This window comes from Arthrobacter sp. zg-Y1143 (assembly GCF_030125565.1).
GTDB lineage: Bacteria > Actinomycetota > Actinomycetes > Actinomycetales > Micrococcaceae > Arthrobacter_B.
This window is the reverse complement of sequence record NZ_JASKLW010000009.1, coordinates 274,637-290,085: the sequence shown is the minus strand read 5'-3', so window position 1 is coordinate 290,085 and position 15,449 is coordinate 274,637. Positions and strand designations below refer to the sequence as shown.

Genomic DNA, 15,449 nt, shown 5'->3' with positions numbered 1-15,449 from the left:
TTACGTCTCCGACGGCAGGGTGGGCGGAATGGCCGGCAGTTCCTGCAGCGACCACTGATTGCCGTCCGGATCGCTGAAGTACACAAACGTGCCCCAGTCCAGCGGTGTGATGTCACTGGTTGCCACGCCGTGGTCCACCAGGTGCTGGCGGGCGTCGGCGGCGCTGGGCACAACCACCTGGATCCGCTGGGTACCGGGGACCATGTCCGTGGTACCAGGCCCAATCACCACCGAGCAGGCCGAACCGGGAGGGGTCAGCTGCACAAAGCGCAGGCTTTCGTCGACCCGTTCGTCAAAGTCGGGAGTGAAACCCACCTGGTCCACATAGAAGGCCTTGGAGGCGTCGACGTCGGACACGGGCACCGGCACAAGCTCAATTTTCCAGTCCATCGGGCAAAGCTAAACCGGCCGGTGCCGCACCGGAACCCTCCTTGCGGACAGGACGTGTCCGCGTGCCTTGTAAGGCTGCTGAGGAATAAACCCGGTGGCGCGCCGTGTTGGGCCTTACATGACTGATACGACGGAAAATTCACCCGCCCTGCCCCCCACCATCGACCTCAAGGACCTCGGCACCGTACACCGCCTGGGCTTCGGAGCCATGCGGATTGTGGGACCCGGTGTATGGGGTGAACCCGAGAGCCGCGGCACCGCCGTCGACGTGGTGCGCCGCGCCGTCGAACTGGGCGTCGACTTCATCGACACGGCCGACTCCTACGGTCCGAACATCAGCGAAGAGATCATTGCCGAAGCGCTCTACCCCTACCCGGACGGCGTCCGCATTGCCACCAAGGTGGGCTTTGTCCGCACCGGACCGGACGTCTGGGTTCCGGTGGGCCGCCCGGAGTACCTGCGCCAGCAGACCGAACTGTCGCTGCGCAAGCTGAAGGTCGAGTCCCTGGACCTGCTGCAGCTGCACCGCATTGACCCCAAGGTGGACCGCGACGAGCAGTTCGCCGTGCTGCGGGACCTTCAGCAGGAGGGCAAGGTGAAGGCCCTCGGCCTGTCCCAGGTCTCCGTCGAGGATCTGGAAGCAGCCGCCAAGTTCTTCACCGTGTCCACGGTGCAGAACCGCTACAACCTCACCGACCGTTCCTCCGAGGACGTGCTGAAGTACTCCGAGGACAACGGCATCGGCTTCATCCCGTGGGCACCCATTTCCGCCGGCGAGCTGGCGAAGCAGGGCGGTCCCGTGGATGAGGCAGCCAAGCGCCTGAACGCCAGCACCTCGCAGGTGGCCCTGGCCTGGCTGCTGCGCCGCTCCCCCGTCATGATGCCGATCCCGGGCACCGGCTCCATCGCACACCTTGAAGACAACCTGGGTGCTGCCAACATCTCGCTCGACGACGCGACGTTCGCCGAACTCGACGCCGCCGGCGCTGCCGCAGCGCCGGCCAAGTAACTTACATTTCCGCCAAGCAAAGGAGAAACAACGCATGGCTAACATCCTGATGGTCGTATCCGCCGCCGATTCCCTCACCATGAAGGACGGCAGCGAACACCCCACCGGCTACTGGGCCGAAGAGCTCGCCGAGTCCCACCGGGTGCTGCGCGAGGCCGGACACACCGTCCGCATCGCCACCCCGGGTGGCGTGAAGCCCACCGTGGACCAGGTGTCCCTGGCCCCCGAGTCCGCGGGCAGCGCCGAAAAGGCCGCCGCGTTCACGCAGTACATCGCCTTCATCGACGCTGAGCTGTCCTCCCCGCTGGTGCTCGCCGACGCCGATGTGTCGGAATACGACGCCGTGGTGATGCCCGGCGGTCACGGCCCCATGGCAGACCTCGCGTTCGATAAGGACATGGGCCGGATCCTTCGTGAAGCTGACGCCGCCGGCAAGATCATTGCCCCGTTCTGCCACGGCCCGGCAGGCCTGCTGGCCGCCGAAACCGAGGACGGCTTCATTTTCTCCGGCCGCAAGCTCACCGTCTTCACCGACGAGGAAGAGCTGAACGGCGGAACCGGCGAGAACACCCCCTGGTTCGTGGAGGAAGTCCTGCGCAACAAGGGCGCCGTAGTGGAGACCGGCCCGGCCTGGACCAGCTACGTGGTCCGCGACCGCAACCTCATCTCCGGTCAGAACCCCCAGTCCAGCGAAGATGTGGCCAAGGCCGTCATCTCCGCCCTGGCCGAGTAACCATATGAGAGTCCTGATCGCCGGCTGCGGCGATCTGGGCACGGAAGCCGGCCTGCGGTTCGCTGCGGCCGGCTTCTCCGTGCTTGGCTGGCGCCGCTCCCCCGGCAATCTGCCGGCGGCCATCACCGGCCAGGCTGCTGACCTCACCGGCGAACTGCCGCGTATCCCCGCCGGCACCGACGTCGTCGTGATTGCCGTTGCAGCCGGGGAACGCACCGAAGCCGCCTACCGCGCCGCCTATGTGGAGGGGACTGCAAATGTAATGGACGCACTGGAGCGCGACGGCGTCCGCCCGGCCCGCATCCTGTTTGTATCCTCCACCGCGGTGTACGGCGACGCCGACGGCGGCCAAGTGGACGAGGACACCCCGCCCGCACCCGCCTCGGCCACCGGAGCCGTGATCCTCGAAGCCGAGCAGCTGCTGCATGACCGGCGTCCGGATGCCGTGGTGCTGCGCCTCGCCGGGATCTACGGGCCGGGACGCACGCGGCTGATTGACGCCGTCACCGCCGGCACCGCCGTCGTACCCGCCGGCAGCCAGCTGACCAACCGCATCCACCGGGACGATGCGGCAGCGGCCATAGTGCATCTCACCACCCGGGTTTCACATCCGGCGCCCATTTATGTTGGAGTGGATAAGGAGCCCGTCGAAATGTCCGACGTGCTGCACTTCCTCGCCGACGAGCTGGGCCACGCGCTGCCCGCCGCGGCACCGGCTTCCAGCAGCCGCGGAGGAAACCGCAGGCTGAGCAGCGAGCTGCTGAGCAGCACCGGATTCGACTTCGCCTACCCGTCCTTCCGGGACGGCTACCGCGCGGTCCTGGCAGGCGAAGGCACCCGGCACCCGTAGTTTCGTTCCACCGCAACCGCACCAGGAGTGTCTATGAGCGATACCCCGCCCAAAACCGGAAGCCCGGCACCCGCTGTTTCCGGAAACAGTTCCCGCGTCAGTACCCGCACCAGCATCAAATACATCCTGATGCTCGGTGCCTTGGCCGCCCTGCCCGCAGTGACCACGGACATGTACCTGCCGGCGCTGCCGCAGGTTGCCGAAGACCTGCACACCAGCGCAGCGGCGGCCCAGTTCACCCTCTCCGGCACACTGCTGGGCGCAGCGGTGGGCCAGCTTGTCATCGGCCCCTTCTCGGACCGTTTCGGACGGCGGCTGCCGCTGATCATCGGCATCAGCATGCACGTGGTGGTTTCACTGCTGTGCTTTGTGGCCCCGAACATCGGCGCCCTGATTGTGCTCCGCCTCCTGCAGGGCTTCTTTAACGCCGCCGCTGGCGTGGTGTCCCTTGCCGTGGTGCGTGACCGGTTCACCGGTTCCACCGCGGCGGCCATGCTGTCCCGGCTGATGCTGATCATCGGCCTGGCCCCGCTGCTGGCGCCCTCCATCGGAGGTGCTGTTTCCGGGCTGTTCAACTGGCGGGCAGTGTTCCTCGCCCTGGCCCTGATCGGCGTCGTGCTCGGTGTCATTGTGCTGCGCTGGATGCCCGAGACGCTGCCGCCGGCACGCCGCCGGACCAAGGGCGGCGCCAGTACGTTCAGCGGTTTCCGGGTCCTGCTGCGCGACCGGCAGTTCCTGGCCCTGGCCGCAATCCCCGGCCTGGGCATGGCCGTCATCATGAGCTACGTGGTGGGCTCACCGTTTGTCTTCCAGGAGGGCTACGGACTGAGCCCGGGCCAGTACGCCCTGGTGTTCGCCATCAACGGCGTGGGCATGGTCATTTCCGCGCAGCTTAATGCCTGGCTGGTCACCCGCTACTCCCCCATGGGCATCCTGCGGGCGGCCGTAATCCTGCTGCTGGGACTGGCCGCACTGCTGCCGGTGATCGTGCTGACCGGATTCGGCGGGGCTGCGGGCCTTACCGCGGGGTTGTGGCTGGTGCTCGCCATGAACGGCTTCATCGCTTCGAACTCTTCGATCCTGGCCCTCAGCGACTACGGGCACATGGCCGGCAGCGCCGCAGCCATGATCGGCGCCCTGCAGGTGGGCCTGGCCGGCATTGTCAGCCCGCTGGTCGGCATCCTGGGCGGCAGCGCCCTGGCCATGGTGTCGGTGATCATTGGCTGCGCCGTGCTGATTGTGCTCATCTTGGCCACGGCGACGACGGCCTACCGCGGGGGCAGCTCGAACCGGCCCAACCGGCGCCGGCTGCGTCCCGGAGCTGCCGCGCGTGCGGGCGCTTCCATCCCGCCCGCGTCCTAGCGGCCCGGATGAACGCCTAGGTCCCGGCACGGCAGCGGTGCGACTGGATCAGCCCATGGGAACGGGCGGGCCCAGGTAGAGCAGCACGGTGAAGACCGCGGCTACTGCCACCAGGGCAACGACGCCGGCCATTACCGGGCGGCGCAGCACCAGGGCTGCGACCTTGTCCACGGCGTTGGTGGGTTCTTCGCCGCCCGGGGCCATCCGCCAGCCGCCGTCCAGCAGGCCGCGCCGGTCCACCGACTTCTCGAACGGGATGGTGGCCCACGGAATCACGGTGGTCACCAGGCCGAGGATGCCGGTGCGGACCGGCCACTTCTGGTTAGCCCATACAAACAGGGTGACCACACCGTAGGACAGGAACACGAAGCCGTGCAGGCCGCCGAAGATGGGCGTGAGGGCTTCAAAGTCCAAGACGTATTTGGCGAACATGCCGATCAGGAGCAGTGTCCAGGTCACGGCTTCGGCCAGGGCCACGGTCCGGAAAAGTTTGCGGGGGGTCATGCGGGATCCACCTTCTGCTGAGATTTACCAACAGTATGTCAGCATGGCCCTGCGCGCGGCGAATCCCCTGCCGGCTTTGGGACAGCAATCACGACGGCGGTGCGGCCGCCCGGCCCCGCAGCGGGCGGGGCGGGTGCCCGCAGCGCCCCGCCCCCTGCTGCTTGGGGCGGTAAGCGGAGCGGCCCCAGCCGCGCCCGAACGAGAATGCACAATTTACGGTTTTTAGGCGGGAAAACAGTAAATTCTGCCTTTTCGAGCCCGACGGCGGTAATTTTTGCCTTCTCAAACCGTCCGGGTGGGGTGCAGGCTGTTCCCGCGGCTGTTCCCGCAGGCTGCCGGCCCGCCAACCTGCCAGCCCGTCAACCTGCCGGCATCGCAACGCAAAAGGCTGCCGCGGCCGGCACCGAAGGGGATCGGTTCCGGCCCGCAGCAGCCTCTTCCGGACCGCGGCGGTGGGGGGACCGCTGCGGCCAAGCTGTTGGGTCGGCTCAGGCCGCGGTGTCCGCCCGGCCCTGCTTCAGGCCCTGCTCGAACTGCTCGCGCGTGGCGTAGGAAGTCTGCGTCCCGCGGCGGGTGACCGAATCCGCGGCGTAGGCATTCGCTGTGGCCAGGGAACGCGGAACGTCTCCCGTTTCCACCAGGCAGTGGCTGAAGCAGCCGATGAACGCATCCCCTGCCCCCGTGGTGTCCAACGCGGCCACGGTGCGGCCTTCCACCAAGGTGGAACCGGCGGCGGACAGCCACAGCACTCCGCGCGAGCCCATGGTGACAATGACGTTCTTCACCCCGCGGTCCAGGATGGTCTGCGCTGCAGCCTGCACTTCTTCCAGCGTCTGCACCGGCATGCCGGTGAGCAGTGCCAGTTCGGTTTCATTCGGGACGAAGTAGTCGCACCGGGCTACCTGGGCGAAGTCCAGGTCCGGGCTGGCCGGTGCCGGGTTGAGCAGCACAGGGATGCCGTGCCGGTTCCCGAAGTCGATGGCGGCGTAGACGGTCTCCAGGTTCACTTCCAGCTGCAGCACCATCAGTTTGCACTGCGCAATGGCCTCGGCGGCGTCCTCGATGTCCGCCGCCGTCAGGAAGGCGTTGGCGCCCTTGGCAATGACAATCGAGTTGCGGGAGTTGTCATCCACGAAGATGGGCGCGACGCCGCTGGTGGCGTCCGTGTCCAGCACGTAGGTGGTGTCGATCCCGTTGGCCTCGAAGTTGCGCCGGGTGGTTTCGGCGAAGGCGTCGTTGCCCACCCGGGTCAGCATCAGCACCGAGGAACCCATGCGGGCGGCGGCCATCGCCTGGTTGGCTCCCTTGCCGCCGCAGCCCATGGCGAAGTCCCGGGCCTCAACGGTTTCCCCTTCGTCCGGCATCCGGCTGAGGTAGGACACCAGGTCCACCATGTTGGAACCGATTACTGCAATATCCATGGGGCTATGCCTTCTCTTTGATGCCGGTGCTGACGTGGAAGGAGCGGGTGGCTCCGGGTGCCAGTTCAATTAGTGTCCCTGCGGCCTTGGCTGCCAGGAAGCCTTCGGGCCGCGAGGTGCCGGGCAGGACAAACGAGGCCACTTTCTGGTCCGGGTTGTGCAGCAGCCAGCGGGTGGCCACTGGGAACTGGGCGCCGGAGAACCGGGTGCAGAACGTGACGCCGTCGGTGCGCTCCAGCCGGAATTCCAGCTCGTCCCCTGCGGGCAGGTTATCCGCGAGGAACACGATTTCCGGGTCGTAGCCCTGTGAAGCGTCCACCACGTCGGCGGGAACCTTCCCGGTGCGGATGGCCTCGTTCAGGACCGTCCACTCCGGCGTCGGGAATACGTGTGCCGGGACGGTTTCCCGCAGCCGGAACGCGCCGTCGGGCAGGGACTGCGTCATGCGGGCCCCGTCCGAGTAGGCGTAGTTCATGTGGCACATGTACTGCAGCGGCATGGTGCGGGCCGCGGACAGGTTGGTCACGGACAGGTCGATGTCGAACATGGCCGAACCGGCGGTCAGCCGGACAGCGGGAACGGCCTCGTAATGGTTCCCGAATCCCTTGACGTATTCGTAACGTCCGGAGACGGCCACGGAATCGCCGGTGATTTCCAGCCACGCTTCGTCAAAATCCGCGCATGGGAACTCCCCGTGCAGCGGGTGGGAGTCTTCGGGTGCGGGGCAGCCGGCGGCAAGCAGTCCGGAGTGGAAGGCGAAGCAGCCGTAGGTGTCCTCGACGAGCGTGGCGGGATAGGGCTGCCGGAAGGGCGAGTCCATCCGCAGGCTCACGCCGTCGAACTCCGCGTCCCAGACCATCTGGCCCAGGAACGGCAGGACCTCGACCCGGCCGCGGGAGTTTGCCACGGTGACGGATTCGACGCCGCTGGGATAGCGGAACGCGGTGACCGTGAACTCCGCGGACTCCACCAGGGTTGCTTTGACGGCGGAGAAGGAACTCCGGTCCAGGTTAATGCGATACATGCTCGGGATTCCTTTCCGGGGTGCCGGCGACGCCGGTGCGGGCTTCGCTGCGGCGCAGGTGGCGGAAGTGCATAAAGACCACCAGGAAGCAGACCAGGGAGACCACGAAGGAGATCTGCAGCGAGTCGGTCAGGTCCGAGGCCAGGCCCTGGACGACGGGGATGACCGCGCCGCCGACAATGGCCATGACCAGCACGGCGCCGCCGGTTTCGGTGTGCCGTTTGTCCGTGATGGTGTCCAGGGTGCGGCCGAAGATGGTGGCCCAGCAGGGTCCGAAGAGGCCGGAGACCAGGATGGCGGCCCAGACGGCGGTGATGTTCGGAACCAGGATCACGTAGACGAGGGCCAGGCTGCCGAGGACGGCGAAGCCCATCAGGACCGCATTGACGTCGAAGCGGGTAATCAGGAAGTTGGCAACAACCTTGCCCAGGAAGAACGCGATGAAGGCGAAGAACATGTAGTTGGTCGCGCTGCGTTCGTTGAGCGAATCGTCCAGGTTCAGGGCCAGCCGGATGGTGAAGGACCAAACGGCGGTCTGCATGCCCACGTACATGAACTGGGCGAAGATACCGCGCAGGAATTCCTTGTTCCGGGCCAGGTAGGCCAGCGTCTCGCCGATCCGCGCGGTTGCTTCATGGGTCTTGTCGCGCAGCGGCTTGCAGTGCGGGAACTTAGTCAGGGCCACCACAATGAACACGACCACGAGGATCATGATGATGTATTTGTACGGCATCAGGGTGCGCTGCAGCATGTCCGCGCTGAAGGCAACCTTCTCGTCCGCCGACATGGTGGCCATCTGGCTTTCCAGCTTGTCCCCGTCGGTGAAGACCAGGTACTTGCCCAGCAGGATGCCCAGGATGGAGCCGATGGGGGTGAAGGTCTGGGAGACGTTCAGGCGCCACGTGGAGGTGGGCTTGGGACCAAGCAGGGTGGAGTACGTGTTGCAGGCCGTCTCCAGGAAGCTGAGGCCAATGGCAATGGCGAACAGCGCCACCAGGAACATGCTGTAGGTGGCCATGTGCGAGGCCGGGAAAAACGCCGCGCAGCCCAGGATGTAAACGCCCAGGCCGATCAGGATGCCGGTCTTGTAGGTGAAACGGCGGATGATCCGTGAGGCCGGAATGGCGATGATGAAGTAGCCGCCGTAGAACGCCGACTGGACAAACGCGGTGGCCAGGTCCGAGAGGGTGAACACGGACTTGAACTGCGTAATGAGGATGTCGTTCAGGCTGGCAGCGGCGCCCCACATCGGAAAGCAGAGCGAAATGAGCAGGAACTGGAACCACGGGATACGGCTGAGGTAGCCGTCCGGCTGCTGGACGGCGGAGGTCTTGAAGAGCATCAGATGGTGCTGCCTGCGAGGATGCTTGCGCCGGCGGAAGCACCGATGCGGGTGGCGCCTGCTTCCACCATGCGGGCCAGGTCCTCGGCGGTGCGGACGCCGCCGGAAGCCTTCACGCCAAGGTCCGGTCCAACCGTTTCGCGCATGATGCGGACCGCTTCCACGGTGGCGCCGTGCTTGGAGAAGCCGGTGGAGGTCTTCACGAAGTCTGCACCCGCGGCAACGCTGCAGCGGGATGCTTCCTCGGTCTGCTCGGCGTCGAGCAGGCAGGTTTCCAGGATGACCTTGACCAGGGCCTTGCCCCGTGCGGCCTCGACGACGGCGCGGATCTCCGCTTCGACGTCGTCCCAGGCACCGGCGAGTGCCCAGCCGATGTTGATGACCATGTCCACTTCGTCCGCGCCGTTGGCGATGGCGTCGGTGGTTTCGAAAACCTTGACGGCGGTGGTGGATGCCCCCAGCGGGAAACCGACCACGGTGCAGATGCCTACCGGTGTGCCCTGGGCGGCGCGGCTGGCCAGGCCAACCCATGCCGGGTTGACGCACACCGTCTTGAACTCGTGTTCAACGGCTTCCTGGACAAGGGTTTCGATCTGCGTTGCGGTTGCCGTCGGGGCAAGCAGGGTGTGATCGATGAGCTGCGAAATCTTCGACATGTGAGCCTCCTCATTGAGGGTGTTCACTCACTGTAGAAGTGGCTCGGAACACATGTCAAATTGCTCTTTTACATGTGTGCAGCCCGTCGAAACGGCCCGCTAGGAAGCCGCCCGCTGCTGGGTGGCGCGCAGCACCTGCCCTGCCGTAGCGGCGTCGATCACCAGGTGCGTGGCGTAGCCGGACCGCAGCGCCGCCTCGATGGCGGCCACCTTGTCCTCTCCCCCGGCCACAAGCAGCCGGGTGCGGATTCCGCGCAGGTCCCCCAGCGTGATCCCGACCGTCCGCTCGTCCAGCTGCGGCACGCAGGCGTTGCCGTCGTCGTCGATAAACCGGGAGCAGATATCCCCGACGGCACGGGCTGCGATGCCGGCCTTCTCGGTCTCGCTGAGGTAGCCCAGGTTGAACAACATGGCGTCGGCGCGGATGGCGCCCACGGTGAAGACCGCGACGTCGGCATCCCGGCCCATTTCGATGACGCGTTGAATGTGTTTCTCCGCCTCGACCAGCCGTTTGACCTCCACGCTGTCGAAAATCACCGGCAGCGGCAGGGTGCGGGCAAAAGCACCGAAGGCATTACAGAAGAGCGTGATGGTTTCAAAGTCATTGGTCACCCGGGTGGTGTAGGACACCCCGCCCTTGAGCTGGATGATTTCCACGCCGCTGCGCTCCTGCCGGCTGAGGTTCCGGGCCACCGAATACATGGTCTGCCCCCAAGTCACGCCCACCGTGTCGCCGTCGTTCACGTTTTCGGCCAGCACGGCGGCGCCCACCTTCCCGAGCTGGCCCACCAGGTCCGTTCCGTTTTCGGGCACGACGGCGAGGCGGACGTCCCGGAGCCCGAACACCTCGCGCAGCTCTGCGGCGAGGGAGGACTCCGCTTCCCGCGGATCGTGGATGCGGATGCTGACGTATCCGCGGTCCTTGCCGTACTGGATGAGCTTGGACACCGTGGGCCTGGACAGGCCCAGGCGCTCGGCCACCTCGCTCTGGGACAGCCCCGCTTCGTAGTAGAGCTTGACCGCGTCCAGCGCCTGGTTCTCGCGTGCGTCCATCAAAGTGACCCCCTTGTCGCTTCTCCCCATGAGTCGCATAGGTGATTGTTCCATCTTGCGACGCCAGTCACACAACAGGGCCGGCCGCGGGTGGATTCCGCGGCCGGCCCTGTCCGGTGAAACCGGTTGGTCGGATGACGTCCTTTCGTGCCGGCGCTACACCGTTTCGTGCTCCGGTTCGGCGTCGGGAACCCGACGGTCATTGCGGCGGTGGCGCAGGTGCTGCAGGGCGCTGACTACCAGTGCCGCGACCAGCACCAGGTAGAGCGTGACGGTGATGGGACTGCCCACCAGGATGCCGAGGTCCCCCTCGGATACAGCCAGGGCGCGCCGCAGTTCCGTTTCCGCCATCGGACCCAGGATGACGGCGATTAGCAACGGTGCCAACGGAATGCCGTAGCGGCGCATCATGAAGCCGACCAGGCCGATGCCGATGAGCAGCCAGAGGTCGATCAGGGAGGAACTCACCGCGTAGACGCCCAGCACCGAAAACACGGTGATGCCGGCGTAGAGGTAGTGCCGGGGAATGCTCAGCAGCTTGGCCCACACGCTGGCGAACGGCAGGTTGATGATCAGCAGCATCACCAGGCCGATGAACAGCGAAGCCAGCAGCGCCCAGACCAGGTCCCCACTCCGTTCGAACAGCAGCGGGCCGGGCTGCATGCCGTACTGCTGGAAGGCGGCCAGCATGATGGCAGCGGTGGCCGACGTCGGCAGGCCCAGGGCCAGCAGCGCACCCATGGCGGTACCCGCGGTGGCGTTGGATGCCGCTTCCGGTGCGGCCAGCCCCTTGATGGAGCCGGTGGTGCCGAACTCCGGGTCCTTCCGGCGCTTGGCGAGCTGCTTTTCGGTGCCGTAGGCCAGGAAGGTGGGGACTTCGGCGCCGCCGGCCGGGATCAGCCCGAAGGGTGCTCCGAACGCGGTGCCGCGCAGCCAGGACGGCAGTGCCTTGCGGAAGTCCTTGAAGTTGATCCGGGCGTTGCCGCCGGACTCGATCCGGGTGGCGACGGGGTCGCGGTGGATCCGCGAGGCCACATGGAAGACTTCACCCAGCGCGAGCAGGCCCACGGTGATGACAATGACAGAGATCCCGTCAAACAGCTGCGGCATGCCGAGGGTGAACCGGGCGGTGCCGCTGGGGCCATCGATGCCCACCAGCGCCAGGGCCAGGCCGATGCCCAGGGCAGCCACGCCGCGGATCACGGATTCGGAGACCACCGCGGAGATGGCCAGGAACGCGAAGACGGCCAGCGCGAAGTATTCGGCCGGCCCGAACACGGTGGCCAGCTTCACCAGCGTGGGGGCGAAGAACACCACCAGCGTGGTGGCGATCAGGCCGCCGATGAAGGCGCCGATGGCCGCGGTGGCCAGCGCCTTGGCGGCGTGTCCGTTCTTAGCCATCCGGTGGCCCTCGAAGGTGGAGGCAATGGCTGAGGAGTTGCCCGGCGTGTTCAGCAGGATGCCTGCCGTGGAATCACCAAACAGTCCGCCGAAGTAGATGCCGGCGAACATAATGAACGCCGCGGTGGGCTCCAGGGAGAAGGTCACCGGCAGCAGCAGGGCCACCGCCATGGCGGAGCCGAGGCCGGGCAGGACGCCGACGGCGGTGCCCAGCACCGCGCCTATAAGCACCCAGAGCAGGTTTACGGGGGTCAGCGCGTGGGCGAACCCTTCAAAAAGCAGTGCGAGCTGATCCATCAGAGCATCCCTCCCAGGAAGCCGGAGGGCAGGTTGAGGCCGAGGCCGGCGCTGAAGGCCAGCTGCACGGCAGAGGCGAAGAGCAGGGATACCCCCACGTCAAAGCCGGGGCGCTTGCTGCCCATGGCGTAGCAGATCACCCAGAACAGGAACGCGGCGCTGAGGATCCAGCCCAGGATGTTCAGTGCCGCGGTAAAGACCACCACGCCGCCCACCACCAGGCCCACGGTGCGCCAGTCGGAGTAGGTTTTCCAGTTCCGCTGCCCCTCCCCTGCTGCGGGGTGTTCGGCGGCGAATTCGTGCTCGCCGGAAAGGTCGTCCAGCATGGCGCCGGAGAAGTTGCCGCGGCCGGGGTGGATCCGGGTGTCGGGGATGACGGGACGGCGGATTATCGAGATCGCCAGGGCGGTGGCGACGGCGAACAGGGCCACGCAGACCAGGATGGGGAAGAACTGCGGCCCGGGTGTTGCACTGCCCTGCACGTTCATGGTGGCGGTGCCGACCGCCAGGAAGACGGCTATGGCGTAGAGGACCGCTACGACAATCAGTTCGCTGCGGCCTTCCAGTGCGCCGCCGCGCCGGTTGGTGGACTGCTGCACGGGTGCCGGTTTGTCCTGGGCGAGGCTCATAGTCCCAGCTCCTTCACGATTGACTGTGCCGTGGAAACTTCTTCTTCGATGAAGGCTTCGAATTCCTCGCCGGTGGCAAAGCTGTCCGTCCAGCTGTTGCGTTCCAGCGTGTCCTTCCATTCCTCGGAGTCGCGCATTTCGGTGATGATGGCGATGAACTCGGCCTTCGCCTCGTCCGAGATACCGGGGGCTGCGACGACGCCGCGCCAGTTGGACATGGACACGTCCACTCCCTGCTCCATGAAGGTGGGCACATCAACGCCGTCGAGCCGTTCCTCCGAGGAGATGGCCAGTGCCCGGAGGGTGCCGGCTTCGATCTGGTCCGCCACCTCGTTGTAGCCGGACATGCCGGCCACGGTGGTGTGGGACAGCAGGGAGGTCAGGGCTTCGCCGCCGCCGGAGTACGCCACATAGTTCACGTCCCGGGGATCAATGCCGCTCTTTTGGGCCAGCAGCCCGCTGAGCAGGTGGTCGATGGATCCCAGGGACCCGCCGCCTATCGAGTTGGCGCCCGGGTTCGCCTTCCACGCGTCGAGGAAGTCGGCCAGGGTCTGGATTTCGGAGTCGGCCGGGACCACCAGCACGGCGTAATCGTCCGCGAGGCGGGCGATGGGCACGACGTCGGCCATGGACTCGGGATTGTCCGCCAGTTCGATGGCCCCCACCATCACGCCTCCGGTGACCAGCAGCGCGTCTTCGCGCCCCGGGGTCTGGACAAACTGGCTCAGGCCGATGGTGCCGCCGGCGCCGGGCACGTTGACTACCTGCGGATTGTTCACCACGCCGTTGCTGCGGAGCGCCTGCTGCGCCTCGCGGGCAAACCCGTCCCAGCCGCCTCCGGGGGCGGCCGGAGCGATGAGCGTGAGTTTGCTGCGTGCGGTTGCCGTGCCGCCGGATGCTGCTGCGTTGACGAACGCCAGCACCGTGACCACGGCTACGACCAGGGCAAAAAGCCCGGTGCGAATGGTCTTTTTCATGTTTCCCGTTCCATTACTTCGTTGTCGGAGGGGGTGGGGCGCGTTGTACACAATGCAATACAGCTATACCCGAAGTGACCTGCATCACTCTAGTCCCAAACGCGGCTCCGGTAACAAAAGGAAGATGTGCCTCAATATTTCGCCGCCGTTGGATCGGGTAGGGAATCTGCGTAGACTCTTCCCCGTTCGCAGATTGAATGTATACAGTTGTATGCAACAGCAACCAGGAGTGCATCATGACAGAAGTTCCGGAGACCGTCAGGACCGAAGTAGTGGTGGTGGGCGGCGGCAACGCCGGGTTTACCGCCGCACACGCCGCAGCCGAACGCGGACGAAAGGTGATCCTCCTGGAGAAGGGTGCCGAGGAACTTTCCGGCGGCAACAGTTTCTACACCGCCGGCGCCACGCGGATTGTCCACGGCGGGCTGTCGGACCTGGCCGGACTGGTGGAACCCGATGACCGGCACGCCTCCACCGTGGTGCCGCCTTACACCGCAGAAAACTACGCCTCGGACCTGGCCAAGGTGACTGAAGGGCGCAACGACCCGGAGCTGACCGAGGTCCTAATCGCCGAAAGCCAGTCCACCCTGCGCTGGCTTAACGGCCTGGGACTGAGGTACCGGCTGATGTACGAGCGCCAGGCCTACGAGCGTCCGGACGGCAGCTACCTGTTCTGGGGCGGGCTGCACGTGGGAAACGTGGGCGGCGGCGAAGGCATGATGGCGGACCACGTCCGGGTGGCCCGGGAGCTGGGCACTGACATCCGTTACGCCAGCCCCGCGACCCGCCTTGTGGTCGACGGCGGCCGCGTCACCGGCGTCGTCGTTAGCGGACCCGTTGGTGAGTACCGGATCGAAGCCGAGTCCGTAATCCTCACCGCCGGCGGCTTTGAATCCGATCCGCAGCTGCGCCGGGAACACCTGGGCGAAGGGTGGGAGAACGCGAAGGTGCGCGGCACCCCGTACAACACCGGCGACATGATCCTGGCTGCGCTCGACGCCGGCGCCGGCCGCGGCGGGGACTGGAACACCTGCCACAGCGTGCAATGGGATGCCTTTACGCCGGAGAACGAAAGCAACCGTGAGCTGACCAACCGGCTCACCCGGCAGAGCTACCCCCTGGGCATCATTGTGAACCGCGACGGCGAGCGGTTCCTGGACGAAGGTGCAGACTTCCGCAACTACACCTACGCCAAGTACGGCAAGGAAATCCTCCGCCAGCCCGGGTCCGTCGCCTGGCAGATATTCGACGCCGCGCTGCGCCCGATGCTGCGCACCGAGGAATACGACATGCCTGGTGTCTCCGTGGAAACCGCGGACACCATCGCGGAGCTGGCCGCCAAGACCGGCATCAGCCCCGAAGCGCTGGAGAAAACCGTCGCGGACTACAACTCCTCCATTGACCGCAGCGTGGAGTTCGATCCCAACGTGCTCGATGGCCGGGGCGCCCAAACCGCTCCAGTGAAGAGCAACTGGGCGAATCCGCTGGAAACCGGGCCGTTCTACGCGTTCGGTGTCACCTGCGGCATCACCTTTACGTTCGGCGGGGTCCGGGGCGATACCTCCGGTCGGGTGCTGGACACCGAGGGCAACGCCATCCCGGGGCTCTTCGCCGCGGGCGAGATGCTGGGCGGACTCTTCAGCATCAACTACCCCGGCGGGTCCGGCCTGGCCGCCGGCTGCGTCTTCGGCCGCCGGGCCGGCGCGCTGGCCTGACTGCGCCGGCCTGGCCTGACTGCGCCGGCCTGGCCTGACTGCGCCGCGCTGGCGTCACCGCGTAGGGCCGGTGTGACCGCGTAATG

Annotated in this window: 15 protein-coding genes; 5 read left to right on the top strand and 10 right to left on the bottom strand. The window is 66.3% G+C overall.

Features of this window, described 5'->3' with window-relative positions; translation table 11 throughout:
* Entirely contained in the window at positions 1-390 is a 390-nt protein-coding gene (locus tag QNN98_RS11970) for a VOC family protein (protein WP_227926869.1), read from the bottom strand.
* Between the two features lie 118 nt (positions 391-508).
* On the opposite strand from QNN98_RS11970, the gene QNN98_RS11965 reads away from it, so the two are divergent.
* Genes QNN98_RS11965 through QNN98_RS11950 form a run of 4 tightly spaced genes read left to right on the top strand, consistent with a single transcriptional unit; the run spans position 509 to position 4,344 of the window.
* A complete protein-coding gene (locus QNN98_RS11965; protein ID WP_283997370.1) occupies positions 509-1,399 on the top strand; it encodes an aldo/keto reductase in 891 nt (296 codons plus the stop codon).
* Positions 1,400-1,433: 34 nt separating this feature from the next.
* Positions 1,434-2,132 carry a type 1 glutamine amidotransferase domain-containing protein gene (locus tag QNN98_RS11960; protein ID WP_227926867.1) on the top strand — a complete coding sequence of 233 codons (699 nt, stop codon included), beginning with the start codon at positions 1,434-1,436 and terminating at the stop codon, positions 2,130-2,132.
* 4 nt (positions 2,133-2,136) lie between these two features.
* The gene (locus QNN98_RS11955; protein ID WP_283997367.1) at positions 2,137-2,982 is read left to right on the top strand and encodes an NAD-dependent epimerase/dehydratase family protein; all 846 of its coding nucleotides are present in this window, start codon (positions 2,137-2,139) and stop codon (positions 2,980-2,982) included.
* Positions 2,983-3,015: 33 nt separating this feature from the next.
* Complete coding sequence (locus QNN98_RS11950) at positions 3,016-4,344, top strand: multidrug effflux MFS transporter (protein WP_283997365.1); 1,329 nt, start codon at positions 3,016-3,018, stop codon at positions 4,342-4,344.
* Positions 4,345-4,392: 48 nt separating this feature from the next.
* Here QNN98_RS11950 and QNN98_RS11945 read toward each other — a convergent pair whose 3' ends face one another.
* From QNN98_RS11945 to QNN98_RS11905, 9 genes are all read right to left on the bottom strand, one after another.
* Positions 4,393-4,848 carry a DUF3817 domain-containing protein gene (locus tag QNN98_RS11945; protein ID WP_283997363.1) on the bottom strand — a complete coding sequence of 152 codons (456 nt, stop codon included), beginning with the start codon at positions 4,846-4,848 and terminating at the stop codon, positions 4,393-4,395.
* Between the two features lie 488 nt (positions 4,849-5,336).
* Positions 5,337-6,269 (bottom strand): ribokinase, encoded by a 933-nt coding sequence (gene rbsK, locus QNN98_RS11940; protein ID WP_283997361.1) that lies wholly within the window; start codon positions 6,267-6,269, stop codon positions 5,337-5,339.
* Between the two features lie 4 nt (positions 6,270-6,273).
* Complete coding sequence (locus QNN98_RS11935) at positions 6,274-7,293, bottom strand: aldose 1-epimerase family protein (protein ID WP_283997359.1); 1,020 nt, start codon at positions 7,291-7,293, stop codon at positions 6,274-6,276.
* Complete coding sequence (gene fucP / locus QNN98_RS11930) at positions 7,280-8,635, bottom strand: L-fucose:H+ symporter permease (protein ID WP_227926861.1); 1,356 nt, start codon at positions 8,633-8,635, stop codon at positions 7,280-7,282. Before fucP ends, QNN98_RS11935 begins: the two co-directional genes overlap by 14 nt.
* Positions 8,635-9,291: a deoxyribose-phosphate aldolase gene (deoC, locus tag QNN98_RS11925; RefSeq protein ID WP_227914353.1), complete on the bottom strand. Its 657-nt coding sequence runs from the start codon at positions 9,289-9,291 to the stop codon at positions 8,635-8,637. The genes fucP and deoC overlap by 1 nt, the downstream gene beginning before the upstream one ends.
* A gap of 99 nt (positions 9,292-9,390) precedes the next feature.
* Positions 9,391-10,344 carry a sugar-binding transcriptional regulator gene (locus QNN98_RS11920; protein ID WP_283997356.1) on the bottom strand — a complete coding sequence of 318 codons (954 nt, stop codon included), beginning with the start codon at positions 10,342-10,344 and terminating at the stop codon, positions 9,391-9,393.
* A 156-nt stretch (positions 10,345-10,500) separates the two neighbouring features.
* A complete protein-coding gene (locus QNN98_RS11915; protein ID WP_227914358.1) occupies positions 10,501-12,042 on the bottom strand; it encodes a tripartite tricarboxylate transporter permease in 1,542 nt (513 codons plus the stop codon).
* Positions 12,042-12,671 (bottom strand): tripartite tricarboxylate transporter TctB family protein, encoded by a 630-nt coding sequence (locus tag QNN98_RS11910; RefSeq protein ID WP_227914360.1) that lies wholly within the window; start codon positions 12,669-12,671, stop codon positions 12,042-12,044. Before QNN98_RS11910 ends, QNN98_RS11915 begins: the two co-directional genes overlap by 1 nt.
* Positions 12,668-13,648: a tripartite tricarboxylate transporter substrate binding protein gene (locus QNN98_RS11905; RefSeq protein WP_227914362.1), complete on the bottom strand. Its 981-nt coding sequence runs from the start codon at positions 13,646-13,648 to the stop codon at positions 12,668-12,670. The genes QNN98_RS11910 and QNN98_RS11905 overlap by 4 nt, the downstream gene beginning before the upstream one ends.
* A gap of 236 nt (positions 13,649-13,884) precedes the next feature.
* Between QNN98_RS11905 and tcuA the strand changes: the two genes are divergently transcribed.
* Positions 13,885-15,363 (top strand): FAD-dependent tricarballylate dehydrogenase TcuA, encoded by a 1,479-nt coding sequence (gene tcuA, locus QNN98_RS11900; protein ID WP_283997352.1) that lies wholly within the window; start codon positions 13,885-13,887, stop codon positions 15,361-15,363.
* Positions 15,364-15,449 lie beyond the last annotated feature (86 nt).